We start from the raw sequence: 20,897 nt of genomic DNA, 5'->3' as shown, positions 1-20,897 counted from the left end.
CTGACGTCTCTCGTGCGTGCTGGGTGGTGCCTTGGGACGCGTTGCCGGGCGGGGGCGTGTCCGACGGGCGCCGGGAGGGGGGTCCAGGGGGCCGGGTCAGGCCAAGGGCGGACCGGGTCGTTCGCTGCGGCCCACCACCGCGCCCGCCCTGTCTACGCAGATGACGTCCACCGCCACCGGGGCCCCGCGCAGGACCCGGGCCGCCTCGTCCCGGGCCCGCGCCGCCACCGCGTCGCCGAGGGGGACGCCGTGCTCCTCGCACAGGCGCAGCGCCGCCAGGCCGGTGTTGGCCTCCGCCACCGCCGCCGTCAGCGCCTCGTCCGCGCCCACCGCAGCCGCCAGCTCCGCCAGGAACGCCTTGTCCACCTGGGAACGGGCCGAGTGGAGGTCCAGATGGCCCGCGGCCAGCTTGGAGAGCTTCGCGAAGCCGCCGCAGATGGTCAGCCGGTCCACCGGGTGGCGGCGGACGTACTTGAGGACCGCGCCCGCGAAGTCGCCCATGTCCAGCAGCGCGTCCTCCGGGAGGCCGTGCACGGCGACGACCGTCCTCTCCGACGTCGACCCCGTGCAGCCCGCCACATGCGTCCGGCCCGCCGCGCGGGCCACGTCCACACCGCGCCGGATCGAGTCGATCCAGGCCGAGCACGAGTACGGGACGACGACGCCGGTCGTGCCGAGGATGGACAGGCCGCCCAGGATGCCCAGCCGGGGGTTCCACGTGGAACGGGCCAGCTCGGCGCCGTTCTCGACGGAGACGGTGATCTCCACATCGCCCGTCCCGCCGTGCCGGGCCGCCACTTCGGCCACATGGGTACGCATCAGCTCGCGCGGTACCGGGTTGATCGCCGGCTCGCCCACCTCCAGCGGCAGACCCGGGCGGGTCACCGTACCCACGCCGGGGCCGGCGCGGAAGACGACACCGGAGCCGGGCGGCAGCAGCCGCACCGTCGCCCGTATCAGCGCGCCGTGCGTGACGTCGGGGTCGTCCCCGGCGTCCTTGACGACACCGGCCGTGGCCACGGCGCCCGGGTCTTTCGGGTGGGCGGTGGCCGTGACGGCATCCGTGACCTCCGTGACTCCCGTGGCCTCCACGGCCTCCGGGGCCTCCACGGCCTCGGGGGGCGACGGTGGGCGTTCCGCCGACGACGAGAGCTCTTCCGTCGCCAGCGCGAACGCCGGTGTCTGCCCCTTGGGGAGCGTGATCGTCACCGGGTCCGGGAAGTCGCCCGTCAGCAGCGCCTCGTACGCGGCCGTCGCCGCCGCCGTCGCGCACGCCCCGGTCGTCCAGCCGTGCCGCAGACCCGTGTGCTTGAGTTGTGCGTCGCGCCCGCCACGGGCGTCACGCCCGCCCGTCACCTTCTCAGCCATGGACCGTTCCGATGCCGCACGTGTTGATCCTCGGTGGTACGAGTGAGGGCCGGGCGCTGGCCGGGGCCCTGGTGCCGTACGGCCCGCGCCTCGCCGTCACGTCCTCACTCGCCGGGCGGGTCGCCCGGCCCGTCCTGCCGCCCGGCGAGGTACGCGTCGGCGGCTTCGGCGGCGCCGGAGGGCTCGGCCGCTGGCTCCACGAGCACCGTGTGGACGCGCTCATCGACGCCACCCATCCCTTCGCCGAAACGATCAGCCGTAACGCGGCCCTGGCGGCCGCCTCCGCCCATGTTCCCCTCCTCGCCCTGCGCCGACCCTCCTGGGTCCCGGGTGCCGGGGACCGCTGGCACCGGGTCGGCTCGCTGGCGGAGGCCGCCGACGCGCTGCCCGCGCTCGGTGCCCGGCGGGTCTTCCTCACCACGGGGCGCATGGGGCTCGCCGCGTTCGCGCACCTGGACCGGACGTGGTTCCTCGTCCGGTCCGTGGACGCCCCCGAGCCGCCGCTTCCGGCTCGCACGCACCCCCTGCTGGACCGGGGCCCGTTCACCCTCGACGGGGAGCGCGAGGTGCTGCGCCGCCACCGGATCGACACCGTCGTCACGAAGGACAGCGGCGGTGCCGCCACCGCACCCAAGCTCACCGCGGCCCGGGAGGCCGGGCTGCCGGTGGTCGTCGTACGCCGGCCGGCCGCGCCCGAGGGGGTGCCGGTGGTGGAGACGGTGACGGACGCGGTCGGCTGGGCACGGCGGGTCTGCGGCTGACGCGGGCGCACTCGCCCGGGCCGGGGGGACGGCGCGGGCCGCGGGGTGTTCAGGTGGTGGTTCAGTGCGTCAGCCGGACGACCGGCCCGGCGTCGGTGCCGGAGTTGGTTCCGGCGTCGGTGTCGGGTCTTCGGTCGGCACCCGCTCCACTGCCAGGGTGGGCTCTGCCGGCGCGGGCTCCCCGGCCGGGGCCCGCCGAGCCCGGGGCAGGGGTTGGTGACCGGACCGGGCCCGCGTCGGGGCCGCGTCGCCGTGCGGAGCCGCGTCGAGGTCCGGGTAGCGGCGGGGAGTCCAGACGATCTCGTCGCCGTCCCCGCGCCGTACCGCCACCGTCTGCGACGAGCCCACCAGCAGGATCGTCCGCATGTCCACCGACGCCGGATCGAGGTCCGCGAGGCGCGTGATCCGTACGTCCTCCGTCGCGCCGCCCACGTCCCGGGCCACCACGACCGGGGTGTCCGGCGCGCGGTGTTCCAGCAGGAGGTCGCGGGCCTTGCCGACCTGCCACGTACGGCTGCGGGAGCCGGGGTTGTACAGCGCGAGCACCAGGTCGGCCGACGCCGCCGCGCGCAGCCGGTCCGCGACGACGTCCCAGGGCTTGAGACGGTCGGAGAGCGAGAAGACCGCGTAGTCGTGGCCGAGCGGGGCGCCCGCGCGGGCCGCCGCCGCGTTGGCGGCCGTCACCCCCGGCAGGACCCGTACGGGAACGTCCCGGTACGGGTCCGCCGACGCCACCTCCAGCACCGCCGTGGCCATCGCGAAGACCCCCGGGTCGCCGCCCGAGACCACGGCCACCCGCCGACCGCGCCGCGCCAGGTCCAGGGCGAACTCCGCGCGCTCGGACTCCACCTTGTTGTCGGAGCCGTGCCGCGCCTGGCCGGGGCGGGCCGGGACCCGGTCCAGATAGGTGGTGTAACCCACCAGGTCCTGCGCACCGGCCAGCGCGCCGCGCGCCTCCGGCGTCAGCCACAGCGGTCCGGCCGGGCCGGTGCCCACGACCACCACCTCGCCCGTGGCCGCCTCGCCCGTGGCTGCCTCGTCCATGACCACCTCACCCATGACCGCCGCGTCCGGGCCAGGAGGCGTGTCCGGGCCCCGGGCCGGATCAGGTGCCGGGTCCGGTGTGGCGTACCACGCGCCCGCGCGGCTCGGCAGCACCGCCACGGAGAAGTACGGCACGGACCCGGCGTCGGTGTCCGCCAGCGCCCCGGTGCGCTCACCGCTCATCGTGGCCCGCTCGACGTACCGAGCCTCCGCCAGCCGTCCGGAGCGCTCGACCGCCCGCCGGACGGCCGGGAACGTCCGGCCCAGCTTCATCACCACCGCCGAGTCCGTGGCCGCCAGCCGGGCCGTCAGTTCCTCCTCGGACAGCGTGCCGGGCAGGACCGTCAGCACCTCCTCGCCCTCCACGAGCGGCGTCCCGAGCCGGGCCGCCGCGGCGCTCACCGAGGTGACCCCGGGGATCACCTCGGTCGGATAGCGGTCGGCCAGCCGCTTGTGCATGTGCATGTACGAGCCGTAGAAGAGCGGATCGCCCTCGGCGAGCACGGCGACAGTACGGCCCGCGTCGAGGTGCGCGGCCAGCCGGGCGGCGGACTCGGTGTAGAAGTCCTCCATCGCGCCCTGGTAGCCGCCGGGGTGGTCGGTGGTCCCGGTCGTGACCGGGTAGACCAGGGGCTCCTCGATGTGGTCGGGACGCAGCAGCGCCGCGGCTATCGAGCGGGCTATGGACCGGCCGTGGCCCGCGCTGTGGTATGCGACGACATCGGCCTCGGCGATGACCCGCGTGGCCCGTACGGTCATCAGCGAGGGGTCGCCGGGGCCGAGCCCGACTCCGTACAGGCGGCCGGTGCCGGTGCGGATACGGCTTCCGCTGTCGGTGCCGGTGCCGGTGCCGGTGTCGGTGCCGGTGCCGGTATAACTGCCCGTGCCCGTGCCCGTGCCCGTGCCCGTGCCCGTGCCCGTGCCCGTGCCCGCGCCGGTGCCCGTGCTGGTACCCCTGGTGTCGCTACCGCCTTCGGCGCGGGGGCCGGTGTCGGCACCGCTGCTCGTGGTCTGCCCGCTCATTCTTCCTCGCTCGCGATCGCGTTGACGGCCGCGGCCGCGATGGCGCTGCCGCCCCGCCGGCCCCGTACGACCAGGTGGTCGAGGCCGGACGGGTGCCCGGCGAGCGCGTCCTTGGACTCGGCCGCGCCGATGAACCCGACCGGCACCCCGATCACCGCGGCCGGCCGCGGGGCGCCCGCCTCGATCATCTCCAGCAGCCGGAAGAGCGCGGTCGGCGCGTTGCCGACGGCCACCACCGAGCCCTCCAGCCGGTCCCGCCACAACTCCAGCGCGGCGGCGCTGCGCGTCGTGCCCAGCTCGGCGGCCAGCGCGGGGACGGCCGGGTCGGACAGCGTGCAGACGACCTCGTTGGCCGCGGGCAGCCGCTTGCGGGTGACTCCGCTCGCGACCATCGCGACGTCGCACAGGATCGGCGCGCCCGCGCGCAGCGCCGCCCGGGCGCGGGCCACCACGCCGGGCGTGAAGGCGAGGTCGCGCACCAGGTCGACCATGCCGCAGGCGTGGATCATCCGGACCGCGACCTGGGAGACGTCGGCGGGCAGCCCGGCGAGGTCCGCCTCGGCGCGGATCGTGGCGAAGGACTGGCGGTAGATCGCCGAGCCGTCCTTCTCGTAGTCGAACACTGTGGACACTGTGGTCTCGCTCATCTCGTCACTGTGGTTGTGCGTGCCGTCGCCACCGCCGCGGCGAGTTCCGGGCCCGCCGCCGTCGTCAGGAGGCGTCCCCGTAGGGAGATTTCGTAGCTGTCGTCGGCCGTGGCCACCACGTCCACGTGTCCGCCGCCGGGACCGCCGGCCGGCCGGCCGCACCGGCGGGCGCAGCCCGACCAGTGGACGGGGCGGGCTCCCGGCACCGCGTCGGTGCCGGTGGTGTCCGGTACCGCGCCCGTGCCCGTGGCGCCCGGTACCGCCCCCGTGACTGTGGCACGTGTGGCCGCCGCGGCGTCGGACCGTACGTCCGTGAGCGCCTTCGCGCACCCGGGCCTGCCCGTGCAGGCGCTGACGCCGTACGAGGGAGCGGCCGCCGTGGTGATCAGCCCCGCCGTCCGGAGCCGGTCCAGCGAGGCGTCGGCGGCGGCCGGGGCGAGGCCCGGCACGATCACACCGCGCCAGGGCGTCACCCGCAGCTCGCCGGATCCGCCGCCGGTGGTGAGCAGCCGCCACTGCCCGGCCGTCAGGCGCCCCAGCGGCGCGTACACGGACAAGGCCGTCGTGCCGTCGCCGGCGGTGACCGGACCCGGAGGCGGGGGGCCCGCTCCCGGCAGGTCCGGTGGCGGAGAGGCCGGCTCCGCCGCGATGCCGGCTTCCGCCAGCCCCGCCGCCACCGCCTCGCCCAGCCCGTGGCCCGGCGGCAGTTCCCGGACCCGCCAGGCCCCCGTGCCGGTCGCCGCCACCGTGAGGAATGTCTCGGCGGCGATCAGCGCGGCCTTCGGGGCATCGGCCGCCGCCACCTTGAACGCGGTGAAGAGCGGGCCGGGGGCCGTGCGTTCCGGGTGGTTCGTCCCGATACACAACACCGCCGTATCCGCGCCCTGCGCGCCCCTTGCGTCCTGCGTTCCCCGTACACCCCGTGCGTCCTGCCTGCCCTGCGCGCGCTGTGCGAGCAACATCACATCCGCGCCCAGGCCCGCCACGTCGCCCCGGCCGTCGTCCAGCGCGAACAGGAACCGGCCCGACAGCGCCGTCGCCGCCGCGCTCGCGCACAGCAGCTCGTCCAGTCGCCGCGCCCACACCTGGACGTCCGCGCCCGGCCGTTGGACCGTGCCGTCCAGTCCGGCCAAGGGGGAGGCGACGATGTTCCGTACCCGCTCGTGCGCCTCCGAGGGCAGCAGACCCGCTCCGTGCAGCAGGTCCGCCAGCTCCGCGCCGCAGCTCTCGCCGAGCCCGCGCAGCTGGATGTTGCCGCGTGAGGTGATGTCCAGATGGCCGTCGCCCAGCCGCTCGGCGACCGTGGCCAGCAGCAGTGCCTGACGGTACGTCAGGGAGCCTGCGGGCAGGCGGAGCCGGGCCAGCCGGCCGTCGTCGGCGGGGTGCAGCCGCAGGGCACCGGGGCAGGCGTCGGCCCGGTCCCGTACGGGGGCCCCGTCCCCGTTCACGGGGGTCGGAGAGGTGGTGGGCGGCATGGCGGCGAGCATACCCACGTACGGCGCCGCCGCCTCCGGGCCGACCCCGCACCCTGGCCCCGCCCGGCACACGCACCCTCCCCACCGTGATCCGCACCGCCTACTATGCAGTCGGCGGGTCCACAGGCGGGCCCGTCACCGCCAGCGACGGCGTCAGGGGAGGAAGCCCGGTGTGAATCCGGCGCGGTCCCGCCACTGTGAGCCCGGCGCACGCACGACAGCACGACAGTCCGGCCGTACATCGGCACATCGCACAACGGCGCGACACCACGCCACCACGTGGGGGCCGCACCGCGCGGTGGCCGCCGTACGACGGACGACCACACGGCCGTGCGGGCCCCGGGTGAGCCAGGAACTCCCGCCGTCCTCCTACCGCCCGGGGCGCGGACCCCGAGGAAGGCCAGCCGCCGCATGATCCTGCTCCTGTCGACCTCCGACACCGATCTGCTCAGCGCACGCGCGGCGGGCGGCCCGGTCCCGTACCGCTACGCCAACCCCGCCCGGCTTCCGCTCGACGACCTGCCCGGACTGCTGGACGGCGTCGACCTCGTCGTCGTACGGCTCCTCGGCGGGCTGCGCGCCTGGCAGGAGGGGATCGACCAACTCCTCTCCGGAGAACGGCCGGTCGTCGTCCTCACCGGGGAACAGGCCCCGGACGCCCAGCTGATGGAGGCGTCCACCGTCCCCATCGGCATCGCCGCCGAGGCCCACGCCTACCTCGCGCACGGCGGCCCGGCGAACCTGGAACAGCTCGCGCGCTTCCTCTCCGACACCGTCCTGCTGACCGGGCACGGCTTCGAGCCGCCCGCCCCCGCGCCGACCTGGGGCCGGGTCCACCGGCCTGCCAAGGCCACGCGCCTCGGCGCCGTGCGGCCGATCGTCGCGGTGCTCTACTACCGCGCCCACCACCTCAGCGGCAACACCGCCTTCGTCGACACCCTGTGCGAGGCACTGGAGGACGCCGACGCCCGGCCCCTGCCGATCTACGTCTCCTCCCTGCGCGCCCCCGAGCCCGAACTGCTCGCCGCGCTGCGCGAGGCGGACGCCATCGTCACCACCGTCCTCGCCGCCGGCGGCACCAAGCCCGCCGAGGCGTCCGCCGGCGGTGACGAGGAGGCGTGGGACGCGGGCGCGCTCGCCGCGCTGGACGTGCCGATCCTCCAGGCCCTCTGCCTCACCGGCAGCCGCGCCGCCTGGGAGGAGAACGACGAGGGCCTGTCCCCGCTGGACGCGGCCTCGCAGGTCGCGGTGCCGGAGTTCGACGGCCGCCTGATCACCGTCCCGTTCTCCTTCAAGGAGCTGGACCCGGAGGGCCTGCCGGTCTACGTCGCCGACCCGGAACGGGCCGCGCGCGTGGCCGGAATCGCCGTACGCCACGCCCGCCTGCGCCACCTCATGAACCGGGACAAGCGCATCGCCCTGGTGCTCTCCGCGTACCCCACCAAGCACTCCCGCATCGGCAACGCGGTCGGCCTGGACACTCCCGCCAGCGCGATCGCCCTGCTGCGCGAGTTGCGCGAGGCGGGCTACGACTTCGGCGACGGCTACGGGGGCGAGTCCGACGAGGACCACGGCGACGGCCTCGCGGGTGACTCCGACAGGGACCCCGGCGGCGACTTCCGGGGCGAGGAGGTCCCCGGCCTGGAGTCCGGCGACGGCGACGAGCTGATCTACGCGCTCATCGAGGCCGGCGGCCACGACCAGGCGTGGCTGACGGAGGAGCAGCTCGCCCGCAACCCGGTCCGCATCCCCGCCGCCGACTACCGGCGCTGGTACGGGAAACTGCCCGCCGAACTGCGTGCCTCCGTCGAGGAACACTGGGGCCCGCCGCCGGGCGAGATGTTCGTGGACCGTACGCACAACCCGGACGGCGACATCGTGCTCGCCGCCCTCCGACGCGGCAACCTGCTGATCCTCATCCAGCCGCCGCGCGGTTTCGGCGAGAACCCGATCGCGATCTACCACGACCCGGACCTGCCGCCGTCGCACCACTACCTCGCCGCGTACCGCTGGATCCAGGCGGACCGCGAGGACGGCGGCTTCGGCGCCGACGCCATGATCCACCTGGGCAAGCACGGCAACCTGGAGTGGCTGCCCGGCAAGAACGCGGGGCTCTCCGCCGCCTGCGCGCCCGACGCGGCGCTCGGCGACCTACCGCTGATCTACCCGTTCCTCGTCAACGACCCGGGCGAGGGCACGCAGGCCAAGCGGCGCGTACACGCCACGCTGGTGGACCACCTCGTACCGCCCATGGCGCGCGCCGAGTCCTACGGCGACATCGCGCGACTGGAACAGCTCCTGGACGAGTACGCGGCGATCTCCGCCATGGACCCGGCCAAGCTGCCCGCCATCCGGGCGCAGATCTGGACGCTGATCCAGGCGGCCAAACTCGATCACGACCTGGGCCTGGAGGACCGGCCGGACGACGCCGGGTTCGACGACTTCCTCCTGCACGTCGACGGCTGGCTGTGCGAGGTCAAGGACGCGCAGATCCGGGACGGGCTGCACGTCCTGGGCGGCGCGCCGACCGGGCCGGAGCGGGTCAACCTGGTGCTGGCGATCCTGCGGGCCCGGCAGATCTGGGGCGGTACGACGGCCCTGCCGGGGCTGCGCGAGGCGCTGGGCCTGGACGAGTCGGCCGCGAGCCGTACCGCCGCCGACGAGACGGAGGCGCGCGCCCGGGACCTGGTCCAGGCGATGGAGGACGCCGGCTGGGACCCGGCGGCCGTGGAGCGGGTGGCCGACGGCCACCCGAAGCCGGTCGCGGACATCCTCGCCTTCGCCGCGACCGAGGTCGTCCCCCGGCTGGCCGGCACCACCGACGAGATCGAGCACGTGATCTCCGCGCTGGACGGGGGCTTCGTGCCGGCGGGCCCCTCCGGGTCCCCGCTGCGCGGCCTGGTCAACGTCCTGCCGACCGGCCGCAACTTCTACTCCGTCGACCCCAAGGCCGTACCCAGCCGGCTGGCCTGGGAGACCGGTCAGGCCCTCGCGGACTCCCTCCTCACCCGCTACCGCGACGACAACGGCGACTGGCCCACCTCCGTCGGGCTCTCCCTGTGGGGTACGAGCGCGATGCGCACCTCGGGCGACGACATCGCGGAGGCGCTGGCGCTGCTCGGCATCCGCCCCGTCTGGGACGACGCCTCGCGGCGCGTGACGGGACTCGAACCCGTACCCCTCGCCGAACTGGGCCGCCCCCGCATCGATGTGACCCTGCGTATCAGCGGCTTCTTCCGGGACGCGTTCCCGCACGCGATCGGCCTGCTGGACGACGCCGTACGGCTCGCCGCCTCGCTGGACGAACCGGCCGACGCCAACCACGTACGCGCCCACGCGCAGGCCGACCTCGCCGAGCACGGCGACGAACGCCGCGCCACGACCCGTATCTTCGGCTCCCGCCCCGGCACGTACGGAGCCGGCCTCCTCCAGCTCATCGACAGCCGCGACTGGCGCACGGACGCGGACCTCGCCGAGGTGTACACGGTGTGGGGCGGCTACGCGTACGGGCGCGAGCTGGACGGGCGCCCGGCCCGGGAGGAGATGGAGACCGCGTACAAGCGCATCGCGGTGGCCGCCAAGAACACGGACACGCGCGAGCACGACATCGCGGACTCGGACGACTACTTCCAGTACCACGGCGGCATGGTCGCCACCGTGCGCGCCCTCAAGGGCACGGCTCCCGAGGCGTACATCGGCGACTCCACCCGCCCGGAGACCGTCCGCACCCGTACGCTCGTGGAGGAGACCTCGCGCGTCTTCCGCGCCCGCGTGGTCAACCCGCGCTGGATCGAGGCGATGCGCCGCCACGGCTACAAGGGCGCCTTCGAACTGGCCGCGACCGTCGACTACCTCTTCGGGTACGACGCGACGACGGGCGTGGTCGCCGACTGGATGTACGACAAGCTGACCGAGACCTACGTCCTGGACCCGGAGAACCGCGCCTTCCTCCAGGAGGCCAACCCCTGGGCCCTGCACGGCATCGCGGAACGCCTGCTGGAGGCGGAGTCGCGCGGCATGTGGGAGAAGCCGGACCCGGAGGTGCTGGCCGCCCTGCGGGAGGCGTACCTGGAGACGGAGGGCGAGCTGGAGGGCGAGGACCCGGAAGACGAGGGCCCGGAAGGCGACGCCTGACGCCGAGCCGGGTTCTCCGGCGGCGAGTACCGGCCCGTACCGGCCCGTACCGGTCTGAACTGGCGCGTACCGGCTCGAAGGGGGTGGGCCGGTACGTACGCCCGCGCGCCCGTGCGACGAAAGTGGCCAAAGCGGTTGATGACCGCCGTGTTGCCACTCCGTAAAGGCGCACGTGATCGACCGCGTCCGGGTGTGAGCGACATCGAACGGGCGGGGCCCTCTTTTGGACAACGTTGTCGTGCGCTCCTGACAGAACGTGTCCGCCATTGAAACGATCTCCGTACCGCACGGGCGTCATCGCACCTCTCCTCGCCGGACGGCACCTCCGCCTCCGGTCCCTTTTCCAGTCGGCCGGCCGTCACCGCGCGCCCGGCAGAAGGAGCACCAGGAGTGACGAACACCTCCCGTACCACCACCAGCAGCACCACCAACGGCGCCAGTACCGGCGGCGGTTCGCCGTACGCATCGCGTCCGTTCCGCCCCGGCCGCATCGCGGTCCTCGCCGCCGCCACCGTGGCCGCGCTCTTCGTCTCCGCCCTCCCGGCCTCGGCCGCCCCCGCCCCCACCGGTGACGGCTCCCCGAGCGCGGCCACCGAGGCCGCCCGGCAGCGCCTCGTCGCCGCCGAGCCCAGACCCGGCGCGAGATCCGTGGGGCTCAGCCCCGCCCAGCGCGCGAAGTCCCTCCGGGCCGCGGCCGAGACCGGCCCCGCCACCGCCCGCGCCCTGGGCCTCGGCGACAAGGAGAAACTGCTGCCCAAGGACGTCGTCAAGGACGCCGACGGCACCGTCCACACCCGCTACGAGCGGACCTACGCGGGCCTGCCCGTCCTCGGCGGCGACCTCGTCGTCCACGCCCGGCCCGGCGACCGTACGCCCACCGTCTCCCGGACCACGGACGCCTCGGTCGCCGTCCCCACGACCACCGCCACCGTCCCGGCCGCCGCCGCGCGGAAGACCGCGCTCGCCACCGCGAAGGCCGACGGCACGACGGAGACGGCCGCGGACGGCGCCCCCCGTCGGGTCGTGTGGGCCGAGGACGGCGCCGCCACGCTCGCCTGGGAGTCCGTGGTCAACGGCGTACGCGAGGACGGCACCCCCAGCGAACTCCACGTCGTCACCGACGCCAGGAGCGGCAAGAAGCTCGCGGAGTTCGACCGCGTGCACACGGGCGTCGGCCACGGCCAGTTCAACGGGAAGGTCCAGGTCGGCAGCGTCCGTAACGGCGACGTCTTCGAACTGACCGACCCCCAGGGCGGCAACCACAGCACGTACGACCTGGACAACACCAACTCGTCCGGCACCGGCGCCCTCGTCACCGACGCCGACGACGTCTGGGGCGACGGCACGGTCGCCGACCGGCAGACGGCCGCCGTCGACGCCGCGTACGGCGCGCGCAAGACGTACGACTTCTACCACGACCGCTTCGGCCGCGACGGCATAGCCGGCGACGGCATCGGCGCGTACTCCCGGGTCCACTACGGCACCCAGTACGTCAACGCCTTCTGGAGCGACGCCTGCTTCTGCATGACGTACGGAGACGGCGCGGGAGACGCCAACCCGCTCACCGAACTCGACGTCGCCGCCCACGAGATGAGCCACGGCGTCACCTCCGTGACGGCGGACCTGATCTACAGCGGCGAGTCCGGCGGCCTCAACGAGGGCACCAGCGACATCATGGCCGCCGCCGTCGAGTTCTTCGCCGACAACCCCGCCGACGTACCGGACTACACCGTCGGCGAGCTCATCGACATCAACGGCGACGGCACCCCGCTGCGCTACATGGACCAGCCGTCGAAGGACGGCGTCTCCCAGGACTACTGGACCCCCGGCACGGCGAGCCTCGACCCGCACTACTCCTCGGGCGTGGCCAACCACTTCTTCTACCTGCTCGCCGAGGGCAGTGGAACCAAGTCGGTGGAGGGCGTGGCGTACGACAGCCCCACCTACGACGATCTGCCGGTCCCGGGGATCGGCCTGCACAACGCGATCAACGTCTGGTACCGGGCGCTGACCCTTTACATGACATCCGGCACCGACTACGCGGACGCCCGCACCGCCACGCTCCAGGCCGCCGCCGACCTGTTCGGCCGGTCGAGCGAGGTGTACGAGACGGTCGGCAACACCTGGGCCGCCGTCAACGTCGGTGAGCGCTTCGTCGACCACATCGCGTTCGCCACCCCGGCCGCCCAGGAAGCGGCCGTCGGCCAGCCGGCGTCCTTCCGGGTCACCGCGACGACGAGCCGCGCCTCCGGCCTGACCTACGAGGCCACGGACCTGCCCGCCGGCCTGACGCTCGACGCCGCCACCGGCCTGATCACCGGCATCCCGGAGGAGGCCGGCGCCCACACGCCGACGATCACGGCGAGGACGGCGGACACCTCCCTGTCCAGGACGTTCAGCTGGACGGTCATCCCCTCGGGCGGCGACTTCTTCGTCAACCCGGGCAACGTGCCGATCCCCGACGCCGACCCGGCCGGCGCCGAGTCGCCCCTGATCGTCACGGGCCGCGACGGCAACGCCCCGAGCGACCTCCAGGTGACCGTCGACATCGTGCACACCTGGCGCGGTGACCTGGCGATCGACCTGGTGGGTCCGGACGGCACGGTGGTCCGCCGCCTGAAGGCCCCGGACTCGAGCAGCGCGGACGACGTGCACGAGACCTACACGGTGGACGCCTCGGCCCTCCCGGCCGACGGGACGTGGAAGCTGCGCGTCACCGATGTCTACGCGAGGGACACGGGCTACATCGACAGCTGGAAGCTGACGTTCTGACGGCGCCCGGTTCCGGGGCGCGGCGCCCGGTTCCGGGGCGTGACGCCCGGTTGCGAGGCGCGGCGCCCGGTTGCGGGGGTGACGCCCGGTTCCGGGGGTGACGCCCGGCTCCGGAGCGTGCCGGGTCACGTCGGGTCAGCCGTGCCGGATCAGTCGCATCCGACGTCGATCCACACCAGATCGAGCACGCGGAACTCACGCGTCCCGGGAAACCAGCGATAACTGACGAGCACGGGCAGGCGCGGCACATCGATGACGTACCTGCCGCCGTCGCCGACGGGCAGGCCGGGCAGTCCCTTGCCCGCGGCGACGGCGTTCCCGGCCTCGATGGCGAGCGCGCGGACGAAGAGCACGACCGCCCGGTACGTCTCCCCGTACCCGCCGGCCCGCATGGCCTCCAGGACGCGCGCGGCGTGCTCCGTGCGCTGCAGGCTCCAACCACGCTCGGGCTGGGTGGTCACGGGTCCTCCTCGCGGCCCGCGAACGGGGCCGAGCGCTCCGGGTCTCTCACCTTTGGCCACGGACTGACTCCGGTCTCCGGCAAGCCCGTTGTACCGGCCACCCCTTTCCGACCCTAGCGGCATCGACTCCGGGTTGAACACGAAACGTCAATACTCGCTCACGTAGGGCGAGATGGGCCTGGTCGGAGAGACGAGCTTCGGCTGCGCCACGCCATCGGAACGCGCCCCCGGGGCGCCCCCGGAACGCGCCGCCGGAACGGTGCCGGAGGCTACCGAGCCGGTCCGCGTACGCCCCGGCCCGCCGCCCGCAGGTCCAGCACCGCCCACAGCCGGCGCCCGTCCTCCGCCATGTCCGTACCGCAACTGGTCGCGCCCAGCGCGGCCAGCCGCGGCAGCACGTCCGTGCCCGGCAGGGCCAGGTCCGCGCGGTGGCTGAGGACCACGACCAGCGCCTGCCCGTCCTGGTCCGCCAGATGGACGCTCAGCCGTCGGCCGCCGTCGGACAGGGCGGTCTCCACCAGCAGCGTCACCGCCTCGCCGACCAGGCGCTCGGACCCCGTACGCCCCGGTCCCGGCCCCGGCCCCGTACAGCCCCAGTCGCGCAGCCGGTCCAGCACCTGCGTCCGGGCGCGGCCGACCGACCACGGCTGGGCCTCCAGCGTCCAGTTGGCCCCCCGGCGGTTCGCCATGGTCACCGCCCGCCGGCTCGCCCTGGCGACCGTGCCCGTCGCGGAACGCGGCTTCGTGTCCGGACTCGGACGCGGCGGCTGCGCCGGACTCTTCGGCGGCGGAGGGGTCTTCGGCGGGTAGTCGGGCTGGTGACCGGCGTCCGGCGACGGTGACGGCATGGCGGCTCCCGGGCGAAGGGGGAGGAACGTGCGAGGCCCTCATCGTAGGACCGCGCCCATCCGTTACCGGCCGGTTCTGGCCGTTACGCCCTTCGCGTGGGCGCCCCGCGGTGACAGTCGCGCGGGGCGTGGCGATGAACGCGCCGTCCGACACAAAAGGCGTCAACTACCGGTACGTGCACGGAGCCTTGGGGCAGCCGCCCCGGGCACGAGCCGTTCACCGGAGTCGGTCGGGCGCTCCGGATGGTTCAGGCGCTCCAGACGAAGCGGAGGCGTTCGGCGGTGGCGGCCGGGTCCTGGGTGCCGAAGGTTTCGTACTCCCTCGTCCGCACCGCGAGCAGCGCCTCCAGGATCGCCTCGCCCAGTACCTCGTGTGCCAGGTCCGAGGCCCGCAGCAGGCCGAGAACGCCGGGGAGACGGCCGGGGAGGAGGGACGCGCCGGCGCGGGCGCGTTCCGCGTCCGACAGGGTGGCGGGATCGACCCGTACCTCGGGCGGCGGCGGAGTGCCGTCCTGGATGCCGCGCAGGGCCGCGCCCAGGAGGACCGCGCTGCTCAGGTACGGGTTGGCGGACGGATCCACGGCCTTGACCTCGAGGTGCGCGCCCCGTGGATTGCCGTGGGTGGCGGCGCAGAGGCGGACGGCCGCCTCGCGGTTCTCCAGGCCCCAACAGGCGTACGCGCCCGACCACATGCCCGGCTGCAGGCGCAGGTGCGACAGTACGGAACCGGCCAGTACGCCCATGAGCTCGGGCAGGTGGGCGACGATGCCCCCGACGGCGGACGCCCCCTCGTCGGTCAGGCCGTGGGCGTGCGGGCCGCCCGACAGCAGGGGGTGGCCGTCGCGGGCGAGGGACAGGTGCTGGTGCGCGCCGTTGCCCGTGGTGCCGTGGACGGGGACGGGGGAGAACGACACGGCCAGCCCGTGCCTGCGGGCGGTCTCACCGACGAGGACGCGGCCCAGGACCAGGTGGTCGGCCGCCGCGACGGGCGAGGCAGGGGTCAGCGACATCTCGTACTGGCCGGGCGCGTACTCGGCGTGCACCTGTTCCACGGACAGACCTGCCCGCGCGCTCGCGGCCAGCAGGTTCTCGAGGAACTCCTTGGCGGTGAGCGCGCTGCCCAGGCCGTACGCCGACCAGCGGCCGGTGGCGAGGGCGGGGGCGGGGGCCGTCGCGCCGAACAGCGTGAACTCCAGCTCGTGGCCGACGAGCGCGGAGAGCCCGCACCCGGTGAGCCGGTCCTCGACACGGCGCAGCGCGGAACGGGGGCACACCGCGGCCGCCGTGCCGTCCTGTTCGTACAGGGTCGCGGGCGCCCAGGAGACGTCGTCGCCGAGGTTCCGCAGGTCCGCCTCGGCGATGCGCAGCCGCAGGTCGCCGGTGACGGAGAAGCGAGGGGTGAAGGCGATCCGGTCGTCGGCGCAGAAGACGTTCCAGCTCGGGGACGCGCCCATGCCCGTACGGACGTAGTCGGCGAGGCGGTGGGCGGGTACGGCCTTGGCGCGGCTGACCCCGGCCATGTCGACCGTGGAGCCGATGATCAGGCCGGCGGAGGCGGGGGCCGCTGGTGCTGGGGCGTGGTCGGAAGCTGGGGCTGGGGGCTGTACGGTCACGGCGCCCTTCCGGGTGAGTGGGTTGGTGGACGAGGCATCCCGCCGGGGGCCGGGTGAGGCTCCCTCGGCGGCGGGTGAGGAATCTCCCGGCGGCCGGGTCACGCGTTCCGGTCGAGTCCGTACACCCGCAGGGCGTTGTCCCGTCCGATCATGCGGGCGACCCGGACGGCGTCCTCCGCCCGCCACTCGCCGTCCGTGATGTGGCGCCCCAGTACACGGCCGAGCGCGCGCCGCCACATCAGGGCGCCGAGATACGTCAGTTCGGGCAGACCCCAGGCGTCGGTGGAGAACAGCACCTTGTGGAAGGGGGCGAGTTCGAGGCTGTGGCGCACCGCGCTGTCGGCGTTCGCGCCGAGGTGGTGAGCGGCGAGGCCGACGTCCAGGTAGACGTGCGGATAGGCGTGCGCCAGATATCCGGCTTCCCGTTCGTACGGGTAGCAGTGGAGCAGGAGGACACGGCCGCCGGTGGGCCGGGAGCGGTCGATCAGCGGTTGCAGGTGCAGGGGGTTGGCGTCGAGCAGGCGCAGGTCGGGGTCGCCGAAGCCGGTGTGCAGTTGGAGGGGCGCCCGGCGTTCCAGGGCCCACCAGATGAGGTGGCGGATGAGCACCGGGTCCCGGAGCCGGCACTCGCCGGTGGTGCGGACCTCCGCGAACCACGCCCGGGCCGCGCCCGCGACCTTCTCGTCGTCGGGCTCGGCCGGGTCGAGGAGCAGGCCGCAGCGGTAGGCGGCGATGGACTTGTAGCCGACGCAGGTGGCGCGGCGGGCCTCGAGCGCGGCGGCCAGTGAGTCGAGGAAGCCCTCCGGGGACGCCGCGTCGCGCATGACCCGCTCCGCCACGGACTCCAGCCGGACGACGCGGTGCACGCGCGCCCCGCTGACGCGCGCGAACTCCTCGTCGCTCAGCAGCCGTTGGGCCGCGTGACCGCCGTCGAGGAGGTGGTCGCCGATACCGGCGGTACGGGTGAGCCGGGCCGTGACCTCGACGACCCCCAGCTCCGCGCGGCGGGCGCTGTACGCCTCGGGCGCCGCGAAGGGTGGCAGGTCCAGCAGGGGCGCGCAGTGCCGCCGTACGGCGAACCCCAGCTGCGAGTCGAACCGCGTCCAGGGCGGCTCGGGCGCGGTGGGCGCCTCGCTCAGCGCCGCCTCCAGGCCCGTGTGGTCGACGTCGTCACGGAAGACGCTGTGCGCGTGGTGGTCCACGAGGTTCAGGGCCGCGATCTCGGCCGCGAGCACGGGAGGGGCGCCGGCCGGGTGTGGCCCGCCGGAAACCGTGTCCGTGATGTCTGTCATGACCGTCATGTAACAACAGATTCGGTGCGGGCGCCGTCAGGACGTCTCCACGGCGCTCGGGGTCCAGGTCATCCCGGCGGGGTTCGGGCCGGGTGCCGTCGGTATGCGGCACCCGGCCCCGGCGGGGCCGGGCCCCGTGCGCTCCGTTGCCGGCCGGTCAAGCGGTCGCCGTCCTCACTCCCGGATCGACTCGACGCGTTCCGGTCCGGTGTGAACCCGGGTGGCGGGGTGTTGCCGGTCGGGCCGCGAGGGCGGGGCGTCGCTCACCACGCGGCCGCGCCGCAGTTGCCGCCTTGGAGGCAGGCCCGGAAGTTCAGGCCCTTGAGCTTGCTGTAGTCGCCCTTGAAGTTCTCGCCGTTCGCGGCGGTGCGGATCGTCGTCCAGCCCTTGCCCTGCCACTTGGCCTGGAGCAGGACGTACTTCTTGTCGAGCTTGTGGTCGTAGAACTTTCCGCTGTAGCTGCCGTAGTAGGTCTTGCCGTCCGCGCTCGAATGCCAGGTCCACTTGATGCTGATCGAACCGGCTCGGTTGCTGGTCCACAGCGTCCGACTGGCGTTGCCCGATCCGGCCCGCACCTCGCCGCGGTCGGCTGCTGCCTGGGCGGGGACGGCGGTGGCGGACGCGGGAGCGGCGGTGGCGGGGCCGGCGCTCAGTATGCCCGCGGATCCCAGGGCCACGCTGCCGACGGCAAGAGCCGTCCTGGTGCGAATGTTCATGGTTTCCTCCGATGAGTCGCAGAAGTTCCTGATGCGGAGTTTGATTCGCGACTTCGACGTTAGTCGTGCGGCCTCTCGCGGAAATCAGGGCAGACCCTGAACTTCCTTACGAGGGGGACCACTTTCCTCATGACCGCACGACCGTTCTCATGACGTGAGGTCCTCACGACTGGAGGTAGGCCAGCACGGCGAGCACCCGCCGGTGGTCCGCCACGGCCGGCTCCAGGCCCAGCTTGGTGAACACGTTCCGTACGTGTGTCTCGACGGTCTTGCCGCTGACGTAGAGGCGCTGGCCGATCGCCTCGTTGGAACGGCCTTCCGCCATCAGGGCCAGGACGTCCCGTTCCCGCCGGGTGAGCGTGTCCAGGGCGGAGGCGACGCGTCGGCGTCCCAGCAGCCGCGCCACCACCTCGGGATCCATCACCGGTTCGCCCGCGTCCACCCGCTTGATGGCGTCGGTGAGTTCGTCGACGTCCGCGATCCGCTCCTTGAGCAGGTAGCCGAACCCGCCGGGCTGTCGCGACATCGCCTCGACCGCACGGCCGGTCTCGACGTACTGGGACAGCAGCAGCACCCCGACGGCCGGAAAGCGCTCCCGTATCCGACGGGCGGCGCGGACCCCCTCGTCGGAATGCGTGGGAGGCATACGGATGTCCACCACGGCCACATCGGGACGGAGGTCGCCGACGAGGGCGAGGAGCCCTTCCGCGTCGCCGGCCTGACCGATCACCGTGACGCCCGAATCCTCCAGCAGCCGCACCAGCCCCTCCCGCAGCAGCACGGAGTCCTCGGCCACGATCACACGCACGGCAGCTCGGCCCTTACGCGTGTGCCGCCCCCCGGCGGGCTGGACACGAGCAGCGTGCCGCCCGCCGAGGCCACCCGGTCGGAGAGTCCGCGCAGGCCGCTCCCGCCGATCGGGTCGGCTCCGCCGCTTCCGTCGTCGGTGACGTCGACGACGAGCCGCTCGTCGACGCGGCGAACCGACACGCCCACGGACCGGGCCCCCGCGTGCTTCGCCGCGTTGGACAAGGCCTCGCACACCGTGAAGTACGCGGTCGACTCGATCAGCGGCGGGTACCGGCCGGGATCCACCACGCACAGCACGGGCAGCTCGGCCTGATCCGCCAGGGCGCTGATGGCCGGACCGAGCCCCTCCCGGGTCAGGACGGCTGGGTGGATGCCGCGGGCGAGGTCCCGAAGCTCGTCCAGCGCCTGCCGGAGGGCCCGGTCGGCCTCCGCGACCGTGTGGCGGAGCCGTTCCTCCCCACCGGTCCCGAGCTGGACCTTGACCCGTCGCAGTGTCATCAGGGCGAAGACCAACCGGGTCTGCGCGCCGTCGTGCAGATCCCGCTCCAGCCGCCGCCGCTCCTCGTACGCGGCCTGCAGCAGGCGGGACCGGAACGCCGTGGCCTCCGCCAGACGGGACCTGGAGGCCGCGGCCTCCCTCAGGTTCGTCTCGGCCTCCGACCGCAACCAGGCGTTCCGAAGGCAGAGACCGAGCGCGGCGCCCACCGCAGCGAGCAACTCGGGTTGGTCGTCGAGCGCGGCATCGTGCACCAGCACCGCGGCCGGACCCTCATCGCTCCCCACGCGCAGGACGCCGAGGTCTCCTCCGGGCGGGGGAAGGCGGAAGGGGCGGCCGTCCGGGTCGACCCAGGCACCGGCTTCGACGGAGGACCGTACGCCGAGCCGCAGCGACGGATCCCCGAGGACGTTCGTGAGTACGTCCTGCAGGCGGCGCGGCGTCGGATCCACGCCCGCCTCCAGCGCGAGATTGCCGACGGACGCGCCCACCAGCCGCATCCGCAGCAGACTGATCAGAAAGGTGACGGGAACGGCGATCTGGCTCAGGTCCGACGGCAGGGTCAGCATCGAGTCGGCCGCGGCCAGCGCGTCCGGCGCCAGCAGGTACACCACTTCCCAGCCGACGAACGCCACCGCGATGGCGGTCGCCACCCACGCCGGCAGCAGCACGCGTCGACGGGCGCGGCGGCTCGCCCGCCAGCGGCGTACCAACGCCATGACGCACACGACGGTGAGCAGCGCACCGAGCCACCGGTACACGAGGTCGACCGCTGTGAACAGCTCCGGATCGGAGCGGAGCAGCAGCGCGTTGGGCCCGCAGTCGCGGCAGTCCAGATAACTGGCCGAGCCGTCCGCCCCAGGGTCGTACACGAGCGTGCGCAGCAGTCCTCCACCGGCGACCAGGCCGTAGCCCGCCGCCACGACGACACGGTGCGCGGTCGATGCGAGCCGTCCGTCGGGGAAGGCCAGCACGAGGTGCGCGAGCACCGCCAGGTTCAGCGCCTCGCACCACGCGCCGAGGGCGAACAGCACCGGCACGCCGGTGCCCTGCAGATTGCCGAGGAACCAGGTCAGCCCCTCGGCCAGCATCAGAGGTCCGGTGCGGTTGGCGGGCCGCCGCCACCGGGCGATCAGGCCCGCGCCCGCGAAGGACCAGCCCACGGCCAGATCACGCAGGACATCGGTCCCCGCCGCGCCGGCGCGGGTATAGGCCCACGCCCCACAGGTTCCGGCCGCGACCGAGGCGGTTCCCCATAACAGCAACCGGGACTTCACTCCGGACCGGCCGAAAACCCGGCCCCGGCGCCATGGCCGGACTTCCCGTCGAGTCCCCTCCACAGGCACCACGATAGGACTCTTACCGCGGCACCCGTCCCGTACAACCGTGAAGTCCCGGTAATGGCGCGGGTTCACCGGCCGGGGCTCATCGGCGGCG

General features: G+C 74.0%; 14 protein-coding genes and 1 pseudogene. 4 read left to right on the top strand and 11 right to left on the bottom strand.

Annotated features, from left to right (window positions below; genetic code table 11):
• Positions 1-96: 96 nt before the first annotated feature.
• Positions 97-1,368: a cobalt-precorrin-5B (C(1))-methyltransferase gene (locus ACU6P3_RS14090; protein WP_447197401.1), complete on the bottom strand. Its 1,272-nt coding sequence runs from the start codon at positions 1,366-1,368 to the stop codon at positions 97-99.
• Between the two features lie 11 nt (positions 1,369-1,379).
• On the opposite strand from ACU6P3_RS14090, the gene ACU6P3_RS14085 reads away from it, so the two are divergent.
• The gene (locus ACU6P3_RS14085) at positions 1,380-2,129 is read left to right on the top strand and encodes a cobalt-precorrin-6A reductase (protein ID WP_447197400.1); all 750 of its coding nucleotides are present in this window, start codon (positions 1,380-1,382) and stop codon (positions 2,127-2,129) included.
• A gap of 270 nt (positions 2,130-2,399) precedes the next feature.
• On the opposite strand, the pseudogene cobJ reads toward ACU6P3_RS14085, so the two are convergent.
• The 3 genes and pseudogenes from cobJ to ACU6P3_RS14070 form a co-directional block, all read right to left on the bottom strand.
• Positions 2,400-3,932, bottom strand: a pseudogene (gene cobJ, locus ACU6P3_RS14080) (precorrin-3B C(17)-methyltransferase); the annotation flags it as partial.
• A gap of 260 nt (positions 3,933-4,192) precedes the next feature.
• Positions 4,193-4,819 (bottom strand): precorrin-8X methylmutase, encoded by a 627-nt coding sequence (locus ACU6P3_RS14075; protein WP_447197889.1) that lies wholly within the window; start codon positions 4,817-4,819, stop codon positions 4,193-4,195.
• Between the two features lie 20 nt (positions 4,820-4,839).
• Positions 4,840-6,330 carry a ferredoxin-like domain-containing protein gene (locus ACU6P3_RS14070; protein WP_447197888.1) on the bottom strand — a complete coding sequence of 497 codons (1,491 nt, stop codon included), beginning with the start codon at positions 6,328-6,330 and terminating at the stop codon, positions 4,840-4,842.
• Positions 6,331-6,729: 399 nt separating this feature from the next.
• Here ACU6P3_RS14070 and cobN point away from each other — a divergent pair, with 399 nt between their 5' ends.
• Positions 6,730-10,452 (top strand): cobaltochelatase subunit CobN, encoded by a 3,723-nt coding sequence (cobN, locus tag ACU6P3_RS14065; protein WP_447197399.1) that lies wholly within the window; start codon positions 6,730-6,732, stop codon positions 10,450-10,452.
• 513 nt (positions 10,453-10,965) lie between these two features.
• Positions 10,966-13,224 (top strand): M4 family metallopeptidase, encoded by a 2,259-nt coding sequence (locus tag ACU6P3_RS14060; RefSeq protein WP_447197887.1) that lies wholly within the window; start codon positions 10,966-10,968, stop codon positions 13,222-13,224.
• A gap of 149 nt (positions 13,225-13,373) precedes the next feature.
• On the opposite strand, the gene ACU6P3_RS14055 is transcribed toward ACU6P3_RS14060, so the two are convergent.
• Positions 13,374-13,685 carry a hypothetical protein gene (locus ACU6P3_RS14055; protein WP_447197398.1) on the bottom strand — a complete coding sequence of 104 codons (312 nt, stop codon included), beginning with the start codon at positions 13,683-13,685 and terminating at the stop codon, positions 13,374-13,376.
• A 269-nt stretch (positions 13,686-13,954) separates the two neighbouring features.
• Positions 13,955-14,374, bottom strand: coding sequence for a hypothetical protein (locus ACU6P3_RS14050; RefSeq protein ID WP_447197397.1), 420 nt, complete (start codon positions 14,372-14,374; stop codon positions 13,955-13,957).
• Here ACU6P3_RS14050 and ACU6P3_RS14045 point away from each other — a divergent pair.
• The gene (locus ACU6P3_RS14045) at positions 14,373-14,495 is read left to right on the top strand and encodes a hypothetical protein (RefSeq protein ID WP_344269448.1); all 123 of its coding nucleotides are present in this window, start codon (positions 14,373-14,375) and stop codon (positions 14,493-14,495) included. The genes ACU6P3_RS14050 and ACU6P3_RS14045 overlap by 2 nt on opposite strands.
• A 286-nt stretch (positions 14,496-14,781) precedes the next feature.
• Here the strand turns inward: ACU6P3_RS14045 and ACU6P3_RS14040 are convergent, their stop codons facing one another.
• From ACU6P3_RS14040 to ACU6P3_RS14020, 5 genes are all read right to left on the bottom strand, one after another.
• The gene (locus tag ACU6P3_RS14040; RefSeq protein WP_447197396.1) at positions 14,782-16,146 is read right to left on the bottom strand and encodes a type I glutamate--ammonia ligase; all 1,365 of its coding nucleotides are present in this window, start codon (positions 16,144-16,146) and stop codon (positions 14,782-14,784) included.
• 98 nt (positions 16,147-16,244) lie between these two features.
• Positions 16,245-17,438, bottom strand: coding sequence for an amidohydrolase family protein (locus ACU6P3_RS14035; protein ID WP_447197395.1), 1,194 nt, complete (start codon positions 17,436-17,438; stop codon positions 16,245-16,247).
• Between the two features lie 263 nt (positions 17,439-17,701).
• The gene (locus ACU6P3_RS14030; RefSeq protein WP_447197394.1) at positions 17,702-18,154 is read right to left on the bottom strand and encodes a hypothetical protein; all 453 of its coding nucleotides are present in this window, start codon (positions 18,152-18,154) and stop codon (positions 17,702-17,704) included.
• Between the two features lie 163 nt (positions 18,155-18,317).
• Positions 18,318-18,962: a response regulator transcription factor gene (locus ACU6P3_RS14025; RefSeq protein ID WP_447197393.1), complete on the bottom strand. Its 645-nt coding sequence runs from the start codon at positions 18,960-18,962 to the stop codon at positions 18,318-18,320.
• On the bottom strand, positions 18,953-20,725 hold the full coding sequence (locus tag ACU6P3_RS14020) for a sensor histidine kinase (protein ID WP_447197392.1): 1,773 nt from the start codon (positions 20,723-20,725) through the stop codon (positions 18,953-18,955). The genes ACU6P3_RS14025 and ACU6P3_RS14020 overlap by 10 nt, the downstream gene beginning before the upstream one ends.
• Between the last annotated feature and the right edge of the window lie 172 nt (positions 20,726-20,897).

The organism is Streptomyces hebeiensis, from assembly GCF_052983195.1.
The sequence above is the reverse complement of the archived record's forward strand: the minus strand, read 5'-3'. Positions and strand labels throughout refer to the sequence as shown.